The sequence below is a fragment of the Ochrobactrum sp. MYb379 genome (genome assembly GCF_037479515.1).
Taxonomy (GTDB): Bacteria; Pseudomonadota; Alphaproteobacteria; order Rhizobiales; family Rhizobiaceae; genus Brucella.
Genome location: NZ_JBBGYW010000002.1, coordinates 155,919 through 175,935 on the forward strand (window position 1 = coordinate 155,919; position 20,017 = coordinate 175,935).

Below are 20,017 nucleotides of genomic sequence, written 5' to 3' on the forward strand. Positions count from 1 at the left end.
GTTCACAGTCCTGAATGAACGGTCGGGGCCTTGCCGGTCTTTGCAGCCTCAAGCACGGCAAGCCCGGTCGCCAGCGACCAGATGCCATCCTCCAGTGTGGCTGATGGCTGGCCTTTGCCCGCAATCGCATTATGGAAGGCCAGCAAGGCGGTTTCGTAGAGATTCTTCTGGTCGAGCGGCAATTCGTGCTCGCCATCCTTGTCACGCAGAATGACGGTTCCCACGGGCTTCTGCGTCATGACATTGCGTGCAATGAGCGAGCCTTCACGCCCATGCACTTCAAAACCGGTTTCCGCATATTTGGTGGTGAACGCATCGTGGAACTGAGCAATCGCGCCGGAGGAGAAGCGCAGCACACCCATCACACCGTCTTCCAGCCCTGCGCCGCTTAAGCCACCCTGCTGGCTGAAAGCCACAGCTTCGACCGGGTCTTCACCCAGCACAAAGCGCAATGTGTCAGCATCATGCACTGTAATATCGAGGATCACACCACCGCCCGCATCAGGGCGTTCAATGCGCCAGCCTTGCAAATGGGGCGGCAGATAAACCGCATGAAAAACCCGCGCGCCCAGCACCTTGCCGATCCTGCCTTGAGAGATCGCATCACGCATGGCGAGGTGGCTTGCAGCATTGCGCAAGTGATGGTTGGTGCCCGCCACAACGCCCGCTTCACGCACTGCTTTCAGCATTTCGTGGGCATCGCCAATCGTCAGCGCCAGCGGCTTTTCACAGAGGATGTGCTTGCCTGCTTTGGCGGCAGCAATCGCCTGATCGCGGTGCAGTTCATTGGTGGTGGAGATATAGACAGCGTCGATTTCCGGATCAGACAACAGCGCATCAAGGCTTGTCACCGAGCGGCCAATACCGTTCTCGCGTGCATAGGTTTCGCCACGCTCAGCATTGGTGCTGTAGACGGAAACGACTTCGCCGCCAGTGGCGCGAATGGCACCGATCACCCATTCTTTTGCAATGGTGCTTGCGCCTATAAGGCCCCACTTTGCCATGCGAATTTCTCCTCCTTTTTAGATTGCGCACCACAACTTGCACGCACCGCAAGACGCACCGCCAAGCGCTGCGCCTCCGCCTCCACCCGTTCCGAATTGATTTGTTTAAGCAAAAGCTGCGCCGCACGTTCTCCCAAACCTTGCGGATCAACAGCCACAGTTGTCAGTGCCGGAACAGCGGTCTTTGCTTCGATCACATCGTCAAAACCGACCACTGCGAAATCCCGGCCTGGTTCCAGATTTGCAGCGCGCAAACCATCGCAGACTCCAAAAGCCACAGCATCATTGAAGCACACTGCTGCCGTCGGCTTCATGCCGTGCCGCAACATGCGCTCAACTGCTTCAACACCGCCTGCGCGTGAAGGCGCAGACGTGAAGACCAGCGCATCATCAAACGCGATGTCCGCCTGCTCAAGCCCCGCACGATAGCCCGCAACGCGTTCAGCAAAAACAGCGGTATCAGCATAGCCGCCCATGAAAGCGATTACGCGATGCCCCAGCGACACCAAATGCTCAACTGCCTTTGCCACGCCGCCGCGATTGTCTGAAACAATGGACGACACACCCGATCCCGGCACATCACGCACCATCTGAACAACTGGCAGGCCACTTTTTGCTAATGGTTTCAGATCACTAGCCTCGGTGCCACGCGCCGGCGAAACAATCAGCCCTGCAATGCCATGCTCACGCATCGAAGCAATCACCTCACGCTGGCGATCAATGCTTTCCGCTGTATTAGCGAGAAACTGCACATAACCTGCCGACTGCATGACACGATCAACACCTACGGCAAGCTCGGCAAAGAAGCTGTTTGTCAGATCATTGACCACAAGCCCGATGATCTTCGATTTCGACTGCCTGAGATTGGCGGCTGAGCGATTATAGACATAGCCGAGCTTCTCAATCGCTTCCTGAACCTTAGCCCGGGTCTCGGCATGAACCAGAGGACTATCGCGCAGAACAAGCGATACAGTCGACTTCGACACGCCTGCTTCGCGTGCGATATCGATGACCGTGATGCTGCTCTTGCTCATATCCGTCTCCTGTTCCCTTAAGTTAATTGGAACGATCCAAATTTGTCAACTTTTTTAGTAAACACGGAATTGCCATATTGTTAACATCAGCTTGCCTTAATTTTTGAAGCATTTTGCAATGCTAAAATGAAAAATCAGGCTCTGGAATCGCATTTTTTAAGCATCTTCTTGAAATTTGGAACGATCTAAATTATTCATGTCGTCGTGGAGTTGGAGGACTGACATGTATGCATCGTCGGAAAATATGCTGAGCCTGCCATTCGCAGATGGTGGTATAAAACCCTATCGCTTGATTGGCACCCCGACGCCGCGCCCTGCATCTCCTCCGCGTTTTAACCGCATTGCCTATGCAGCCGCGCATGTTGTGTCAGATCCCCTTAGAGACCGTAATCCATGGAACGACCCAGCGATTGACTGGGATGCGACCATGGCCTTCCGGCATCATCTCTGGAGCCTCGGCTTTCAGATTGCGGAAGCGATGGACACCTCGCAGCGCGGCATGGGTCTCAACTGGGCTGGCGCTCAGGAATTGATCCGCCGCTCACTAGCAGAAAGCAAAACCGTAGCAGGCGCTGATCTGGCCTCTGGCGCTGGCACCGACCATCTTGATCCGTCTGAGGCAAAAAGCCTTGATGACGTGATCAAGGCCTACGAAACTCAGGCTGAATTCATCGAAAAACACGGTGGTCGTTTCATTCTGATGGCCAGCCGCGCGCTCGCCCGCATTGCAAAATCACCTGATGATTACGCAAAAGTTTACGGGCATATTCTCTCCAATGCCCGCGACAAGGTCGTACTGCACTGGCTGGGCGACATGTTCGACCCACAACTCAAAGGTTACTGGGGTTCAGACAAGTTTGAAGACGCGCTTGATACGGTCATCAGCATTATAGAGGCCAATCGCGACAAGGTTGAAGGCATCAAGATTTCACTGCTCGAAGAGCGCTACGAGATCGCACTGCGCAACCGGCTCCCTGATGACGTCCTCTGTTTCACGGGCGATGATTTCAACTATGCACCGCTGATCGAAGGCGATGGCAACAAGCACAGCCATGCGCTGCTTGGCATTTTCGACGCCGTAGCACCACAGGCTTCAAGCGCTCTCGCCGCTCTTGCCGATAGCGACAATGCCCGCTTCCGCGCAATCATCGAGCCAACAGTGCCTCTGTCACGCAAAATCTTTGAAGCACCAACGCAATATTACAAGGCAGGCGTTGTGTTTCTCGCCTGGCTCAACGGGCACCAAAGCCATTTCACCATGCCTGCAGGAATGCAATCGGCACGCGGCATTTTGCATTATGCTGATATTTTTCGCCTCGCAGATCAGGCGCACGTGCTGGATAATCCAGAACTTGCAATCATCAGGATGAAAACTCTGCTGGCTATTTACGGTGTGAAATAAACCAGCAAAGATAATATTCATATATATTTATGTTAAGTAAATTTATCATCTCTTAATAAGCAATAATTAAAATGAAAATCAAATATACTCTATTCAAATAACATATTTAATATCAATTATTTATAATAATAACATATATTTCAAATAGTAAAAATTAACTTGATTTTTACATTTCAATCAAACAAAAATATCAAAACTAACGACTATCGGTTTGTTGTATTTAAATTATAACAGTCTTGTGTAGAGATGAGTTAAATTTATGTTAGTAAATAAGATAATTCTAAACTCATCAATACTTGTATCACTGAGTTCTTATGCATTTGCAGAAGCTCCTGTTTATGAGGTTCATGGCTCATTTGGAGGGGCTCGTGCTGATGCGGTCAGTGTGTCTGCAAACGGAAAAGTATTTGGCGTGCGCCGTATGTCTTCCAGTGGCGCTTACGACAAATCATTTATCGTCACTCCAGACGGAATAACGGATATCGGATCACTCATCGACGCTGGTGGAACCGCACTCATGGCCGTCTCGGCAAACGGGGTTGCTGCAACAGGCATCAGCAATATCAACGCAACAGAAAGCCACGCTTTCTGGTGGTCATTCGATACAGGCATGATCGACATAGGCACGCTCGGAGGAGCTGCTTCTTATGCCAACAGTATTTCATCAGACGGAAATGTCGTTGCGGGAGATAGCCAGACCAACAATAACGCAACAATTGCTTTTCGATGGACACCTCAAGACGGAATTTTAAGTCTTGGTACTCTGGGTGGAGAGGTATCTTTCGCAAATGCTGTGTCCGCTGATGGCAGCACCATTGTTGGATATTCAGCAATCGAAACTTTTGAAACAAGAGCATTCCGCTGGACACAAGCTTCAGGAATGTTCAGCCTCGGAAGTCTTGGCGGCAATAACTCAACAGCCCGGGGTGTTTCATCCGACGGATCAGTTATCGTCGGAACCAGTGATACCAGCGACGGCCAACAGCATGCATTCCGTTGGACGACGCAGACCGGAATGGTCAATATACATTCGCTTCTGGGTTCTCAACAAAGCATCGCAGATTTGGTTTCTGGCGATGGAAATGTTGTCGCCGGAGCGGCCATTTTCGATAACGGCTTTAATCAGGCATTTCGCTGGACCGCACAAACGGGGATGATTAGCCTCGGCTCGTTTGGCGGGGGGATTTCTCAGGCTCTGAGCACGTCCGCTGACGGCAGTGCCGTGGTCGGTTACAGCTATACAGACACTATGGCAATGCATGCCTTCCACTGGACCGCACGTGACGGCATGGTCGACCTTGGAACCATTGGCGGCACCAGCGCAGTTGCATGGGATATTTCTGACGACGGCAGCGTCATCGCAGGAATGGCGGAAACGGCAGATGGCGATCTTCATGCGACCTTGTGGAAATTCCCCAAACGTGAACCTGCTATTGATCCAGTGATCAACCCTGGAACCCCGCCAACTGATCCCGGGGCTGAGCCGAAACCTGAAACCGGAGGCGGAACCGATCAGGGAACAACACCTGAAGAAAATCCCGGCACTGGCCCCATAGCTAGTCCATCGCCAACTGAACCATCAATTGAGGCGCCTGTGATCATCGACGTCGATCACACGGTTGCCACAGTTCTTAAGCTGGCCAATATTGGTTTCTCCGCAATGGAAGCGCAGCGCCTCACACTCAATAAATTGCAAGGGGTCTGCAATGTAGATGCAGCAGGTAAGACCTGTTTCACGCAATTCACGGATTTTAGCGGATTTGGCGATCAGCGAGACCTCTTATCTGGCTTAACTCTGGGCCATGGCTTTACAGAAAACTTCTCAGCTGGTTTGACGCTGGCGCATTCATTCTGGCGTCAGCAACCAGACGGTTATAATTCCGGCAGCGACAATTTCGGCGGCGGCGCTTATGCGCAGTGGCAAGACAAGACCAAATCCGGCGAATGGTATATGCGTTTTAGCCTCGCCGCCAACCGCTACGATGCCGATATTATGCGACCCCGCCTGAACTATACCGAAGCCGGAACCGGCGAAAGCCGCGTGCAAGGCTGGAGCACGACGCTGGAAGCCGGACGCACTGAAAATCTAAACTTTAACGATGCGCATTTCGGCTATTATGGTGGCCTTCGTTATAGCGATGTATCCATGGACGGCTACACCGAAACCAATGCGGAGTTTCCGTTCACATATAGCGATATGACCTATCGGCTCACGACTGCTTATGCAGGAGCCAATTATACGGCAACGCTCAACAACCGGCTTCGCTGGTCCGCCAATATCGAAATCGAACAAGATCTTTCGCACGACGATCCGGAGTTTAACGCAAGAGCAGACTATATCGGCGGACTGGTATTCAGCTCTGACTTTGCCCACACTCGAGGTTCGGCATCCACAAGTCTGATCTATGCTATCAATGACACAGTCGATCTGTCATTCACGCCCTATCTCATTCGTACTGCAACCCGGGAAAATGCGCTTGGAGCAACCGCCAGAGTTTCTGGCAGGTTTTAAACGATCCTCTTAAACATGTCAGAACAAAGGTTTGCACCCAATAAAAAGCCTCGCAGAATGTTATCCTGCGAGGCGGTTGTGCGTCTCGAAAACTGTGAAACAGCTTTCGGGATGCGCTCTGATAAAGCAACTCAGCGCCAGCCGAGAGCGGGTGCCACATGCTTGAGGATCGCCTCAATCACGTGCGCATTGTATTCCACGCCAAGCTGGTTTGGCACAGTAAGCAAAAGCGTATCGGCTTCAGCAACCGCTTCGTCCTGTGCAAGCTCTTTGATCAGCGCATCCGGTTCAGCCGCATAGGAGCGACCAAAGATAGCGCGGGTATTCTCATCGATATAGCCGACAGAGTCCTGATCTTTGCTGCCACCACCAAAATAGTCGCGGTCGCGATCATCAACCAGCGCAAAGATGCTTCGGCTTACTGAAACACGTGGCGTTCTGGTATGCCCGGCCTCTTTCCAAGCTTCACGATAAGCACGAATTTGCGCGGCCTGCTGGACATGGAACGGCTCGCCCGTTTCATCATCTTTCAGCGTCGAGCTTTGCAAATTCATACCAAGCTTTGCAGCCCAGCGTGCTGTTGCATTGGAACCGGCACCCCACCAGATACGATCGCGCAAGCCTTCCGAATACGGTTCAAGACGCAACAGGCCGGGAGGGTTCGGAAACATCGGACGCAGGTTTGGCTTGGCAAAGCCTTCGCCTTTTAGCGCGTCAAAGAAAACCTCACCATGTTTACGGCCCATATCCGCATCGCTTGCGCCGTCTTCAGGCGCATAGCCGAAATAGCGCCAGCCATCGATCACCTGCTCTGGCGAGCCACGGCTCAGACCAAGCTGTAAGCGGCCTTGCGAGATAAGATCGGCGGCACCCGCATCTTCCGCCATGTAAAGCGGATTCTCGTAGCGCATGTCGATAACGGCCGTGCCAATTTCGATCTTGCTGGTTTTTGCACCAACAGCTGCCAGCAGCGGAAATGGCGATGCAAGCTGACGGGCAAAATGATGCACGCGGAAATAAGCACCGTCTGCGCCCAGTTCTTCAGCTGCAACTGCCAGATCAATCGACTGCAAAAGCGCATCACTTGCCGAGCGGGTGCCCGACTGTGGCGAAGGCGACCAATGTCCGAATGAAAGGAAACCTATCTTTTTCATATTCATTTTCCTCAAGTGCCCGTTCTGTGAGCGCCCGTCCTGTGCGTGGGGAGGCACTTTTAAAGTGTTCTCGCAGAATATGGCTCTGCACGATAGCCATTGAAAGTGGGCTGAACACAGTGTTCATGAAACAGAATATAGCGGCGTATTAAAACAGGTAATGCGGACACGTTGACAGTCTATACGGACCCGATTAAGCCTTGTTATCAGGTGGATAAACCTTCAATTCCGGCAGATAGCCGTTGTTGAACATTCGGGTGTAAGCCAACAAAATGCCTTCACAGGCAACGCACCAAAACAGGGGAGATTTTTCATGCGTTCTATGCTTCTGGCCTTGCTGGCCGCAACAGCTCTTGCCACGTCGGCGCAGGCTAAGGATGTGACGGTTGCTGTCACTGCTATCGTCGAACATCCGGCACTCGATGCTGCGCGCGACGGTGTTAAAGATGCGCTGGCTGCTGCTGGCTTCAAAGAAGGCGAAAACCTCACCTTCGTCTATCAGTCGGCACAGGGCAATCCGGCAACCGCCGCACAGATCGCACGTCAGTTTGTTGGTGATGGCCCGGACGTCATCGTTCCAATTTCGACACCTTCGGCTCAGGCTGTTGTTTCTGCAACGCGTGATATTCCGATTGTCTTTACCGCAGTTTCCGATCCGGTTGGCGCGCAGCTTGTCAAGGACATGGCAAAGCCGGGCGGCAACGTCACGGGCCTTTCCGACATGTCGCCGGTTGTCGAGCACATCAAGCTCATCAAGGAAGTAATGCCGAACATCAAGAAGCTCGGCTATCTCTACAATTCCGGCGAAACAAACTCGGTTTCACTTCTTGCAGCACTGAAAGAAGCCGCGAGCGCTGAAAACATCGAAATCGTTGAATCGGCGGCCACTAAGTCAGCAGAAGTTCAGGGTGCAGCCCGTGCGCTCGTTGGCCGTGCCGATGCAATGTATGTCCCAACCGACAACACCATCGTTTCAGCGCTTGAAAGCGCTGTCGGTGTGGCGGAAGAAAGCAAGTTGCCACTGTTCACTGCTGACACGGATTCCGTGAAGCGCGGTGCCGTTGCAGCTCTCGGCTTCAACTATTACGATGTTGGCAAGCAGACCGGCGAAAAGGTCGTGGCCATTCTGAAGGGTGAAAAGCCGGGCGATATTCCGGTTGAAATCGCCAAGGGTACCGATCTGGTCATCAATCTTGGTGCAGCCAAGAAGATGGGCGTTGAATTCCCGCAGGCTGTCATCGACCGCGCCACCAGCAAGATCGACTGATTGCGATCTATATTGTAAATGAGAAGGGCGGGATCAATTCCCGCCTTTTTATTTTAAACCTGTCGAGTTTCTGAAATGCCCGCAATACGCATCCTTCCAGCCGATGACAACACCAATGGCTGGAGCAAAATTCTTAGCCCTCGCGCCCCGAATGCATCGCTGAAAGGTGACATCAAGGCTAACTGGATTGTACTTGGAGCGGGTTATGCAGGTGTGGCTGCGGCGCGACGGCTGGCAGAGAACCGCCCGAACGACCAGATAGCACTGATTGACGCGCAGGAAGTCGGCAAAGGCACGTCAGGTCGGGCAGCCGGCTTTGCGATTGATCTGCCGCATAATGTCAGTTCCTCAATGGAAGAACTGGCGAAGTCTCATAGCTATCGCGCACTAGCGCGTGCAGCGATTGATCATCTGAAACAGCAGGTTGATCAGCATGGTATCGACTGCGACTGGCGGCAGGATGGCAAGTTTCACGCTGCCGTCTCCGATCAGGGTATGCGTGAAGTTCTGGAACCAACGGTTAAAGAACTCGAACGCCTCAAAGAGCCTTTCGACTGGCTCGAAGGCGATGCTTTGGCCAAACGACTCGGAACAAATCATTTCAAAGCGGCGATTTTCACTTATGGCACATCGCTGTTAAATCCGGCTGCTCTGGTGCGCGGCCTTGCCGACAGCCTGCCGGACAATGTGACGCTTTATGAGAATTCGGCTGTTACCAAAATTGATTATGGCGAGCGTATTCTCATCACCACGGCAAAAGGCAGCATTCAGGCGCCAGCGATGATCCTGACTGTCAATGGCTTTGGCGAACAGTTCGGTTTTTTCAGACGAAAACTGCTGAATTTCGCAGCACATGCCAGCCTCAGCCGCACGCTGACCGATGCTGAATATAAAGCGATCGGCGAAGTCGCTCCGTGGGGGCTGACACCTGCAAATTCCTTTGCTGGCATCACCATGCGCCTGACATCGGACCGACGTATTCTCGTTCGGCAGAATGTGCATTTCTGCCCGTCGCTGCGTCAGTCGGATGCGCGCCGTGAAACAATCAAGCGTGAACACAAACGCCTGTTTGACGAGCGTTTCCCGGTGCTGGCTAATGTGAACATGGAACATACATGGACAGGTTTTATCTGCCTGTCACGCAATGGCGCTCCGGGGTTCGGGCAGATTGCAAAGAATGTTTACACATCGCTTTGCCAGAACGGTGTCGGCATCACCAAGGGCACTATCGGCGGTATTCTCGCAGCCGACATGGCCTGTGATATCGACAATTCGCTGATTAATGACATGTTGAAACTGGGATCCCCAACCGAACTTCCGCCACGCCCTTTCCTTGATATTGGCGTTCGTGCGCGTTTTGCATGGGAGTTGTGGCGCGCACGCGGAGAAGTGTAAGCTGAAATAAGCGCCTCAAATGTTGTAACACGCCCACAGAACGCGGCTTTTCAGCGCTTTTTCATCGATAATGCTTGCGCGTTGAAACTTTTGAGTTGTATCGGAAAAGATAACTAGCCAGAACAATCGCAATCGATGCGATTGCGCATGAAAAACCGGGAACTGGTTTCGTAAGGCATAAGCTTACGAAACGAACTCAAATCAAAACCGGTCGTGATTGAAACAGTCCTCCGGGCATGAGTGGCAGAAGTCATCATGTTTGAAGGCCAATGAATAGTGTTTGCCGCAAGGCCATGTTCATGTTCAGCCACGGCAAAGAACAAGGAATCTCAATGTGAGTCAGATCGCCTTCTGGGGTGCGGTCGAATTGGGCCTCGTCTTCTCTTTTGTCGCCATCGGCGTCTATCTGGCTTTCCGCGTGCTCGATTTCCCCGATCTGACCGTGGATGGTTCGTTTCCGCTGGGTGCAGCTGTAACCGGCGTTCTGATCCTTGCTGGCTGGAACCCATGGCTGTCCGCAGGTGTTGCGATGATTGCCGGTTCGCTTGCCGGTCTCGTCACCGCAACGCTGAATGTGCGCTTCAAGATCCTTAATCTGCTGGCATCCATTCTGACGATGATTGCGCTGTTCTCGGTTAATCTGCGCATTATGGGCCGTCCGAATATCGCGCTGATCAATCAGGATACCATGCTGTCGCCGTTCTTCGGCCATGGCATTCCTGAATATTATGTGCGCCCGGCTTTCCTTTTCGTGCTGGTTGCGATCACGGTCTTCCTCGTCTGGCGCTTTCTCGAAAGCGACATGGGCCTTGCCATGCGGGCAACCGGTGCCAATCCGAAAATGGCGCGTGCGCAGGGCGTGCGCACCGACCGCCAGATTTATCTAGGCATGGCACTCTCCAACGCGCTCGTGGCGCTTGGTGGCTCGCTTTTCGCCCAGACAAACGGCTTTGCTGACGTAACTTCCGGCGTGGGTACAATCGTGGTTGGCCTTGCCGCCGTGATCATCGGTGAAACATTGCTGCGCTCGCGTCTGATCCTCGTGATCCTGATCGGCTGTGTGCTTGGTTCGATCATCTACCGTATTGCCATCCAGCTCGCACTTTCCAACGGCAATATGGTTGGGCTTCAGGCTTCCGATCTCAACATCGCAACGGCGCTTCTCGTGACCTTCGCGCTTATCCTGCCGCGCCTGCGCCGTGGAGGAGCATCATCATGATTGAAGTCTCCAATCTTGAAGTTATCTTTGGTCGTGGAACACCGCTCGAAAAACAGGTTCTGAACAAGATCAACCTGACAATGGATCAGGGTTCGTTCGTCACCGTGATTGGTTCCAATGGTGCGGGCAAATCGACCATGCTCGGCGTTCTGGCAGGCGATGTCATCCCGACCGCTGGCAAGGTGGTGATCAGCGGGCAGGACGTGACCCGAAAATCAACCGCAGACCGTGCCGGTCTTGTGGCGCGTGTGTTTCAGGATCCGCTTGCTGGCAGCTGTGGAACACTGACGATTGAGGAAAATCTGGCACTGGCTGCATCGCGTGGAACACGCCGTGGTCTGACCCATGCGCTCAATTCCAAGCGCCGTGAATGGTTCCGTGAACGCGTGGCAAGCCTTAATCTCGGTCTCGAAAACCGCATGCAGGATCGCATGGAGCTTCTCTCCGGCGGTCAGCGCCAGGCGCTTTCGCTGATCATGGCAACGCTTTCGGGTTCAGAAGTGCTGCTGCTTGATGAACATACCGCAGCGCTTGATCCGGGCATGGCAGAATTTGTCATGGAACTGACCCGCAATCTTGTTACCGAAAACAAGCTCACAGCACTCATGGTCACACACTCGATGCGTCAGGCATTGGATTATGGCGACCGCACCATCATGCTACATGGCGGGAAGATTCTGCTCGACGTGACCGGCGACAAGCGCAAGACGCTCAGCGTGGAAGACCTTATCGAAATGTTCCGCAAGGTGCGTGGACAGACGCTTGATGACGATGCTTTGCTGATCGAATAGCGTTGCAAACAGCTTTGTTTCACAGCCGCCGCTCAGTTTGACCGGCGGCTGTTTCTGTTTATAGGCAGGATTATACAGATTCAGGTTAGGGACAGCCGAAAATGGTGTCTTTTCGAGACCCAGCGCGCAGTGTACTAAGAGTACATGAGCACTGGAAGCGCAGAAAAGCGCCATTTGCAGGCCGACATAACCTGAATATGGATATATCCTAATGGCGCAGAAGAAAGCACACGAAGTAGATCAGTTCATCAGCAAACCGAGCAGCTCGTTTCCGGTTGTGCTGCTCTATGGCCCTGATAAGGGGCTGGTGAACGAACGCGCACGTCGCTATGCAAAGGCCACAAAACTGCCGCTTGATGATCCCTTCGCGGTCATTCGTATGGAAGCCGATGAGATCGACGCTGATCCGGCAAAGCTTGCCGATGAAGCGCGTACAATTTCGATGTTTGGCGGCGAGCGGCTGATCTGGATCAAGAATGCTGGCGGACAAAAGAAGCTTGCCGAAGCTGTGAAACTTCTGGCGACCGAGCCGCCGCGTGAAACATATATTCTGGTCGAAGCGGGCGATCTGAAAAAGGGTGTCGGTCTGCGCGGTGCCGTTGAAAACGCACCAGCTGGCATGGCACTGCCCTGCTATTCAGACGATGCACGTGGCATTGATGGTGTCATCGACGATGTGCTGGCCGAGTGGAAAATGCAGATCACCATGGACGGCCGCCAGCTGCTGCGCGCCAGCCTGGGCGGTGACCGGCTGGCCACGCGTGGTGAGCTGGAAAAGCTTTGCCTTTATGCGCGTGGCAAAGAACGCATCGATATAGACGATGTGCGCGAAGCCGTGGGTGATGTAGCAGGGCTTTCGACCGATGAAGTGGTGGATGCGGTTCTGACGGGCGATCTGCGCCGTTTTGAGACGACATTTGACCGCGTTGTGAAATCGGGAACTGCTCCGTTCCTAGTGCTCAATACTGCTGCACGTCAGTTCCAGCAGATTCAGACGCTTCGTCATATCGCAGATACCGAGCGTAAAAGTGTCTCTGTCGTGGTCGCCTCTGCGCGTCCGCCGGTCTTCTTCAACCGCAAAAAACTGATTGAAAATGCCGTCAGTCGCTGGACTGCAGAAAGCCTTTCGCGTGTCATGGAACGCCTGCAACGCGCAGTTCTGGAAAGCCGTCAGAATGCAGCTCTGGCAGTGCCCATCATCCGTCAGTGCCTGCTAGCAATCTCGGTGGAAGCCGTGAAACTATCGCGCAAATAGGCTATAGTTTCACATCTAGCCCAGCTTAAGCTGCGGGCTTTCCTGATATTTCCGCCACAGCGAAATGAGCCAGCCGCCGAAATAGCCCGCTGAAGCACCTGAGACCACCGCGGTTACATACATCAACGTCGTGTGTTCCTGCGGATAAATCGCGTTCAGAACTGCCAGCACATATTGCGCGCAGAAGAAAATCACATTGCGAATAAGAGGCAGCGTTGTGCCTGCGCGTTCTATGCGCTTGGTTTCACGATCAACCGCCAGAATGCGCGGCCCAGTCAAAAAACCCAGCGGTGTAAACAGTGCCAACCCTACAAACCAGCCGATTAGAAACGAACTGAATTGGTCCGACGTATCATCAAAGTGCAAAAAGCCAACGCCGATGAAAATAACCGGCACAAAAAGCATTCTCCAGAGCGAAACCGTTTGTGTTTCACGCCCCTTTATCCCTGTTATGATCAGATAGACAAGCAATCCCCAGACATAGACAGGCGTGTGAATAATGATTTGCGTCAGCAGTTCCATGAATTGCGCTCTCTCCCCGCCCCTCTGATCCGGGCACTTTGACTCTCAATCATATAGGACTTTTAGCGCTTCGATGAAAAGCCGTTAAAAGCAGGCACAGTACAAAGGTCAAGAACCCGTTCAACAGGCTGTGAGACCGTGATCGAGATCTTGAGATTGCAGTTCTGTTCAGCAATATTAGAGCCAACGTAATAATCGACAATTCCCTTATTCTGGTTCGCTATTCCGCTTCTCTGGTCTGAGGAATATTTTATACAAGCCATTGGAATAAATGCATGATTGGCTGCATCCCTCCTATTCTCCTGATCATGATCAGCGCAACTCTCGGCTGGCTGATTGGCGGCGACTACGGAGCTTTCTGGGGAGGTGCGGTGGGTGCTATCATTGGTGTTATCACCATGATCATTGTCGTCTTCGCGCTCATCAAGGCACGCACACGATAAAGAAAAAGCCGTGAAACAAATCACTGTTCCACGGCTTCAGATTTCAAACGCTCAAAAGAAACGATCAGCTCTGCAAGCGACGGCAAATCTCATCGAGCTGTTCCAACGAGCTATAGCGCACCTTCACTTCGCCACCGCGTTCACGGTGATTGATTTCAACCTTCATACCGGTAACATCAGACAACAGCTTTTCAAGCGCCTTGGTGTCAGCATCTTTCTCAACTGGCGCACTCTTGTTTGGCTTCGGCTCTGCACCATTGCGTGCCTGCGACAGAGCTTCAACCTGACGCACGGACAAGCCTTCCTTGACCACGCGCTCCGCCAATGCGGTCGGATCTTCCATGGTGATCAGGCTGCGCGCATGACCGGCCGAAAGAGCGCCATCCGAGATAAAGTCCTGCACGCGTTGCGGCAGTTTCAGAAGGCGGAGCGTATTGGCAACATGGCTTCGGCTTTTACCGATCACCTGTGCGAGATCATTCTGCGTATAATCATGATTATCGATAAGCTGTTGATATCCCATCGCTTCTTCGACTGCGTTAAGATCGGCACGCTGCACGTTTTCGACAATTGCAATCTCAAGCGCAACGCGATCATCCACATCGCGGATGATAACCGGGATCGTATCAACGCCCGCGCGCTGCGATGCGCGCCAGCGGCGTTCACCAGCAATCAGCTCAAAACGGTCAGGTTCATTCGGTGCTGGACGAACCACAATAGGCTGAACAACGCCATGTTCCTTGATCGATTGCGCCAGATCTTCCAGCTCGACTTCCGAGAACATACGGCGCGGGTTGCGTGGATTGCGCGTTACGAACTCGATCGGAACGTTACGTTCACTGGAAATGGGCACTTTGCGCTCTTCCGCCGGGCGGTCGATTTCACCAATCAGTGCGGCCAAGCCGCGGCCAAGGCGCTTTTTTGAAGGATCGTCGTTCATCGTCGGCAGTTCCTGAAATTGTTACGTAGTCGAATCGATAAAAGCACCGCAGCGCGATGCTGGCTCATTATGCGGCTTTAAGCTGCCGCTCACGCTGAATAACTTCGGATGCCAGTTGCAAATAAGCCTGACTGCCTGCGCATTTCAGATCATAGAGAATGGCCGGCTTTCCGTGCGAAGGCGCTTCCGATATGCGCACATTGCGCGGAATAACGGTGCGATAGACCTTTTCACCCATGAATGCGCGCACATCATCCACAACCTGCGTCGCAAGATTGTTACGGCTATCGAACATTGTCAGGACAATTCCCTGAATTGTCAGCTCAGAATTAAGGCTAGCGCGAACCTGATCGACAGTCTGCAAGAGCTGACTTAGACCTTCAAGCGCGAAGAATTCGCATTGCAAAGGCACCATCACAGAATCGGCTGCGGCCATTGCGTTCAGCGTCAAGAGGTTCAGCGACGGCGGGCAATCAACGAGGATATAGGAAAACTTTTCAGCAACAGTAGAATCAAAGCGCAATGCATCGCGCAAGCGACGCGTACGGTCCGGTGCCTGCGCAATTTCCATCTCGATACCGAGAAGATCGAGCGTAGATGGCACAATATAAAGGTTCGGAACATCACTCTGCATCGCAGCATCATTCGCAGAAGCAGCCTGAGTCAGGACATCATAGGATGACAAAGGGCGGTTTAGACGATCAATACCGAGACCCGTGCTGGCATTACCCTGCGGGTCGAGGTCAACAATCAGCACCGTCTCCCCGATGGCGGCCAGCGCTGTCGCAAGATTAATAGCGGTCGTGGTTTTGCCAACGCCGCCCTTCTGATTTGCAATGGTTATGATCCGGGATCTTTTGTTCATTACCGTCGCCCTGCCACTTTCTGTCATATCGATGCTGGTTTAGCCGGTGATGCGTCGCAGATTGCTAATCTCGAGTATCACCGAACTGGTATCGATAGCACTTTCATGTTGTACCAGATCAAAACTCCAGCCGACACGGCTTTCATCGATTTCCCTCTGGTAATCCCGGCCTTTTTGAAAAAGGGCCTTGGAACCATTCGTCAGCCAAGGTTCTGCAAGCTCGAAAAGTACGTTGAGCGATGCGAGCGCACGAGCCGTAACAACGTCTGGCGTCTCAATTTTATCCCACATCGCCTCAATACGCTCGGAATGAACACGCGCTGGCACCCCAACATGCCCCGCAGCAGTGCGCAAAAAGGCCGCCTTTTTGCCAGCGCTCTCGATCAGATCAATCGAAGCGCCCGGCTTTTCTTTGAGGAAGCAGGCCGTCACAACGCCTGGAAATCCACCGCCGGATCCCAGATCAAGCCAACGCTTTGCGTCTGGAGCCAACGGAAATATCTGCGCACTATCCAGAATATGCCGTTTCCAAAGGTCGGCAAGTGTGGATGGAGATGCCAGATTGATCGCGTTTGACCACTTACGAAATAGTTCTTCAAAGGCAATTAGGCGTTCAGTTGTTTCACGTGAAACAACGGGAACAATCTTTTTCAAGCTCGAATATCGGCTATCCACAGTCATGCTACGCCTTTCTCGGCGTTCAGTTCGAGCGCCGCACGTTCGCGCGCACCATGCTTCTTGATATGCGTAATCAACAAAGCAAGTGCTGCCGGCGTAATACCCTCTACGCGCTGCGCTTCAGCAATAGTCTCTGGTTTGCGCTGCTTAAGCTTGAATTTAAGCTCATTGGAAAGGCCGGAGATCGCATCAAAATCCAGCGTTGCAGGAATGAAGAGACGTTCTTCTCGCTCCATCACCGCAATATCACTTTGCTGGCGGTCCATATAGACCGCGTATTGAGCTTCGATCTCAAGCGCCTCGCGCGTGATGGAATCAATGCTATTCAACTCGGGCCAGATAGCCTGAAGCTTTGGCAGATCAATATCTGGGTAAGACAGAAGATCATAGGCCGAGCGACGCACTCCATCCTGATTGAGATGAAGGTCATAACGGCTAGCCTGATTGGGCGTGATCGTCAGTTCTTTTGTCATATCGCGTGCAGCTGACAATGCATCCTGCCGGGCGGCAAACTTTTCGCGACGCTCCGAACCAAGAATACCGAGCTCATCTGCAAGCGGTGTCAGACGCTGATCGGCATTATCTGCTCTCAGCGAGAGGCGGAACTCAGCGCGGGATGTGAACATACGATAAGGCTCGCTAACCCCTCGTGATGTCAGATCATCGACCATAACACCAATATAGGCTTCCGTACGCTGAATAATAACCGGCTCACTGCCGCCTGCCCGCTTGGCAGCGTTCAATCCCGCGAGCAATCCCTGCGCACCGGCTTCTTCATAACCGGTCGTGCCATTGATCTGCCCTGCAAGGAAGAGGCCAGTCACGCGACGGGTTTCAAGACTGCGCTTCAACTCCCGCGGATCAATAAAGTCATATTCAATAGCATAGCCAGGCTGAAGCATGGTCGCTTTTTCCAAACCGGGAATGGTCTTGAGGTATTCGAGCTGCACCTCTTCCGGCAAAGATGTCGAGATACCATTCGGATAGACGGTATGATCGTCCAGCCCTTCTGGTTCAAGAAATATTTGGTGACCGTCGCGATCACTAAACTTAACGATCTTGTCTTCGACCGACGGGCAATAGCGCGGGCCGATCCCTTCAATGGAACCGGAATACATCGCCGAACGATGAAGATTGGCCCGGATGATCGCATGGGTTTCCGGCGTCGTTCGCGTAATACCGCAATCAATCTGTGGCGTGGTAATCTTATCTGTCATCAGCGAGAAGGGAACCGGATTCTCGTCTGCTGACTGCATATCCAGGCTCTGCCAATCAATAGTGCGCCCATCAAGACGTGGCGGTGTGCCGGTCTTAAGGCGCCCTACTGCAAAACCTAAACCGCGCAACGTATCCGACAGACCAAGCGCCGGATTTTCACCCATGCGTCCAGCCGGGATTTTTTTCTCACCAATATGAATGAGGCCATTCAGGAATGTGCCGGTTGTCAGAACGACAGCCGCACAACTAATCTCACGACCATCTGTTAGAACTACCCCAGTGATAGCACCATCGCTCACGCGGATGTTCGATGCACCGCCTTCAACGACCGTCAGATTTTCCTGCTCTGAGATCAGTTCCTGCATTGCAAGACGATAGAGTTTACGGTCGGCTTGTGCGCGCGGACCACGCACAGCGGGTCCTTTGCGACGATTGAGCAGTCTGAACTGGATACCTGCCTTATCGGCAACGCGGCCCATCAATCCGTCCAGCGCATCAATCTCGCGCACGAGGTGACCCTTGCCCAAACCACCAATCGCTGGATTACAAGACATGACGCCAATTGTATCGAAGCGGTGCGTGACCAAGGCGGTACGCGCGCCAGCACGTGCTGAGGCAGCCGCAGCCTCACAGCCGGCATGTCCCCCACCAATTACAATCACGTCGAAAGCTGTCGCTTCGGCCGAACTTTTGATGTTCATCCTGATGCATCCGAATCCAGTTTAGAAAGAAGTCTCTTTGACACGTTTGGGTCTTCAACGGAAGGGGTAACCCGACCGAGCTTCGATCAACTCTTTGATAAACTTGATACAGAAATCGACTCACGGATCGATATGGGAGTCAATAAGTCTGGGCAGATTCCACAGATGTTTCACGTGAAACATTTCGCTCGGCTACTTCCAAAGCCATCACTGTTTCACGTGAATCACTCATTTTCCAATGCAAAACTGAGAGAAAATAACGTCGAGAATCTCTTCAACATCAACGTCGCCGGTAATGCGTCCGAGATATTGCGATGCCCTGCGCATATTCTCAGCGCGGAGTTCCAATGGTAAATCTTCGCGCTCCGCTGCAATATCAATTTCGGAGATTGTTGATTGTAAAAGATTGATGTGTCTCTGCCGCGTCGGTACAGCATCATTGATAAGGCCAATGCGCGCTTCGGCAAATTGCTGTAATGCTTCCAATAGACGATCAAGTCCGTCTGTGGTTCGAGTTGAAATGCGATACTGCCAGTTTCCGCTATCGCTTGTAACCAGGTCCGCCTTAGTCCCGACTGTCCAGATGTCAGCATCGCCATTCTCAAGCGAGACCGGAATTGGATTTTGCATATCCTCAAGCAGTAAAACCAGATCGGCTTCAGCTGCGCGTTCGCGCGCACGCTCAATACCAATCCGCTCAACCTGACTTGTCGTCTCGCGCAGCCCAGCAGTGTCTGTCACATAAACCGGAATGCCGCCAAGGTTCAATTTAACTTCCAGCAGATCGCGCGTCGTGCCCGCCTCTTCCGAAATAATCGCAATCTCGCGGCCCGCCAGAAAATTGAGTAGGCTCGACTTGCCAGCATTTGGAGCGCCAGCAATGACTACATGCAAACCATCGCGCAACATGGCAGCACGTTTGCCGCCTTCAATATGGTTGATGATTTCGCTACGCAGAGTTTTGAGATGCTCCCATACCTGCACCGAAACGGAACCCGGCACATCACTCTCATCAGCAAAATCGAGTTCCGCTTCAATGAGCGCACGCGCGCGGACGAGCCTCTGTCTCCAATCTGTATAAAGCTGACGCTGCGCTCCAGATGCGACCTGTAATGCAAGACGGCGCTGCCCTTCAGTTTCCGCTGCTATCAGATCAGCCAGGCCTTCGGCAATCGTCAGGTCCATTTTGCCGTTGGTAAAAGCACGACGAGTAAATTCACCCGCTTCCGCGATACGACAATTCGGAAAGGTACCCAGTTCTTCGAGCAGCTTTTCAACGACGGCAATACCACCGTGGAGATGGAATTCTGCACAATCTTCACCGGTAAAGCTGTTGGGTCCAGGGAAGAATAGTGCAAGCCCCTTATCAATAGCATCGCCATTACGCGCGCGAATAGTTTTATACGCGGCATATCTTGGCTTCATCATCGCACCAACGATCGTTTCGATTACGAATCGAACTTGCGGGCCGGATATACGCACTACAGCTACGCCGGAAGGAAGGCGTCCGCTCGATAATGCGAAAATCGTATCGGTAAGATGTTGCCGCTCGCTCATTTAATTTCCCGTTCTATATTGATAGTCACACGCATATTCATTCATGTCAGGAAAGAAAAG

17 protein-coding genes are annotated in these 20,017 nt (G+C 52.7%); 8 read left to right on the forward strand and 9 right to left on the reverse strand.

Features of this window, described 5'->3' with window-relative positions; translation table 11 throughout:
- Positions 1-2: 2 nt before the first annotated feature.
- The gene (locus WH356_RS04865) at positions 3-1,004 is read right to left on the reverse strand and encodes a Gfo/Idh/MocA family protein (protein WP_339509071.1); all 1,002 of its coding nucleotides are present in this window, start codon (positions 1,002-1,004) and stop codon (positions 3-5) included.
- Complete coding sequence (locus WH356_RS04870) at positions 983-2,038, reverse strand: LacI family DNA-binding transcriptional regulator (RefSeq protein ID WP_339509072.1); 1,056 nt, start codon at positions 2,036-2,038, stop codon at positions 983-985. The genes WH356_RS04865 and WH356_RS04870 overlap by 22 nt, the downstream gene beginning before the upstream one ends.
- A gap of 223 nt (positions 2,039-2,261) precedes the next feature.
- Between WH356_RS04870 and WH356_RS04875 the strand changes: the two genes are divergently transcribed.
- On the forward strand, positions 2,262-3,440 hold the full coding sequence (locus WH356_RS04875; RefSeq protein ID WP_339509073.1) for a dihydrodipicolinate synthase family protein: 1,179 nt from the start codon (positions 2,262-2,264) through the stop codon (positions 3,438-3,440).
- A gap of 259 nt (positions 3,441-3,699) precedes the next feature.
- Positions 3,700-5,952: an autotransporter domain-containing protein gene (locus WH356_RS04880; protein WP_339509074.1), complete on the forward strand. Its 2,253-nt coding sequence runs from the start codon at positions 3,700-3,702 to the stop codon at positions 5,950-5,952.
- Between the two features lie 131 nt (positions 5,953-6,083).
- Here the strand turns inward: WH356_RS04880 and WH356_RS04885 are convergent, their stop codons facing one another.
- The gene (locus WH356_RS04885) at positions 6,084-7,106 is read right to left on the reverse strand and encodes an LLM class flavin-dependent oxidoreductase (RefSeq protein WP_339509075.1); all 1,023 of its coding nucleotides are present in this window, start codon (positions 7,104-7,106) and stop codon (positions 6,084-6,086) included.
- Between the two features lie 313 nt (positions 7,107-7,419).
- Here WH356_RS04885 and WH356_RS04890 point away from each other — a divergent pair, with 313 nt between their 5' ends.
- From WH356_RS04890 to holA, 5 genes are all read left to right on the forward strand, one after another.
- Complete coding sequence (locus WH356_RS04890) at positions 7,420-8,373, forward strand: ABC transporter substrate-binding protein (RefSeq protein ID WP_339509076.1); 954 nt, start codon at positions 7,420-7,422, stop codon at positions 8,371-8,373.
- Positions 8,374-8,448: 75 nt separating this feature from the next.
- Positions 8,449-9,768 carry an NAD(P)/FAD-dependent oxidoreductase gene (locus WH356_RS04895; protein ID WP_339509077.1) on the forward strand — a complete coding sequence of 440 codons (1,320 nt, stop codon included), beginning with the start codon at positions 8,449-8,451 and terminating at the stop codon, positions 9,766-9,768.
- A gap of 334 nt (positions 9,769-10,102) precedes the next feature.
- Complete coding sequence (locus WH356_RS04900) at positions 10,103-10,987, forward strand: ABC transporter permease (RefSeq protein ID WP_339509078.1); 885 nt, start codon at positions 10,103-10,105, stop codon at positions 10,985-10,987.
- On the forward strand, positions 10,984-11,778 hold the full coding sequence (locus WH356_RS04905; protein WP_339509079.1) for an ABC transporter ATP-binding protein: 795 nt from the start codon (positions 10,984-10,986) through the stop codon (positions 11,776-11,778). Before WH356_RS04900 ends, WH356_RS04905 begins: the two co-directional genes overlap by 4 nt.
- A gap of 211 nt (positions 11,779-11,989) precedes the next feature.
- Positions 11,990-13,033, forward strand: a complete 1,044-nt coding sequence (gene holA / locus WH356_RS04910) for a DNA polymerase III subunit delta (RefSeq protein WP_339509080.1) — start codon at positions 11,990-11,992, stop codon at positions 13,031-13,033.
- Positions 13,034-13,048: 15 nt separating this feature from the next.
- Here holA and WH356_RS04915 read toward each other — a convergent pair whose 3' ends face one another.
- Positions 13,049-13,555 carry a hypothetical protein gene (locus WH356_RS04915; protein ID WP_339509081.1) on the reverse strand — a complete coding sequence of 169 codons (507 nt, stop codon included), beginning with the start codon at positions 13,553-13,555 and terminating at the stop codon, positions 13,049-13,051.
- Positions 13,556-13,830: 275 nt separating this feature from the next.
- Here WH356_RS04915 and WH356_RS04920 point away from each other — a divergent pair, with 275 nt between their 5' ends.
- Positions 13,831-13,998 carry a hypothetical protein gene (locus WH356_RS04920; RefSeq protein WP_339509082.1) on the forward strand — a complete coding sequence of 56 codons (168 nt, stop codon included), beginning with the start codon at positions 13,831-13,833 and terminating at the stop codon, positions 13,996-13,998.
- Between the two features lie 64 nt (positions 13,999-14,062).
- Here WH356_RS04920 and WH356_RS04925 read toward each other — a convergent pair whose 3' ends face one another.
- The 5 genes from WH356_RS04925 to mnmE all read right to left on the reverse strand — a co-directional run bounded on the left by WH356_RS04925 (position 14,063) and on the right by mnmE (position 19,957).
- On the reverse strand, positions 14,063-14,938 hold the full coding sequence (locus WH356_RS04925) for a ParB/RepB/Spo0J family partition protein (protein ID WP_339509083.1): 876 nt from the start codon (positions 14,936-14,938) through the stop codon (positions 14,063-14,065).
- A gap of 67 nt (positions 14,939-15,005) precedes the next feature.
- Positions 15,006-15,803 (reverse strand): ParA family protein, encoded by a 798-nt coding sequence (locus WH356_RS04930; RefSeq protein ID WP_339509084.1) that lies wholly within the window; start codon positions 15,801-15,803, stop codon positions 15,006-15,008.
- Between the two features lie 39 nt (positions 15,804-15,842).
- Positions 15,843-16,484 (reverse strand): 16S rRNA (guanine(527)-N(7))-methyltransferase RsmG, encoded by a 642-nt coding sequence (rsmG, locus tag WH356_RS04935; RefSeq protein WP_339509085.1) that lies wholly within the window; start codon positions 16,482-16,484, stop codon positions 15,843-15,845.
- Positions 16,481-18,400, reverse strand: coding sequence for a tRNA uridine-5-carboxymethylaminomethyl(34) synthesis enzyme MnmG (gene mnmG / locus WH356_RS04940; protein WP_339509086.1), 1,920 nt, complete (start codon positions 18,398-18,400; stop codon positions 16,481-16,483). The genes rsmG and mnmG overlap by 4 nt, the downstream gene beginning before the upstream one ends.
- 228 nt (positions 18,401-18,628) lie before the next feature.
- A complete protein-coding gene (mnmE, locus tag WH356_RS04945) occupies positions 18,629-19,957 on the reverse strand; it encodes a tRNA uridine-5-carboxymethylaminomethyl(34) synthesis GTPase MnmE (RefSeq protein ID WP_339509087.1) in 1,329 nt (442 codons plus the stop codon).
- Between the last annotated feature and the right edge of the window lie 60 nt (positions 19,958-20,017).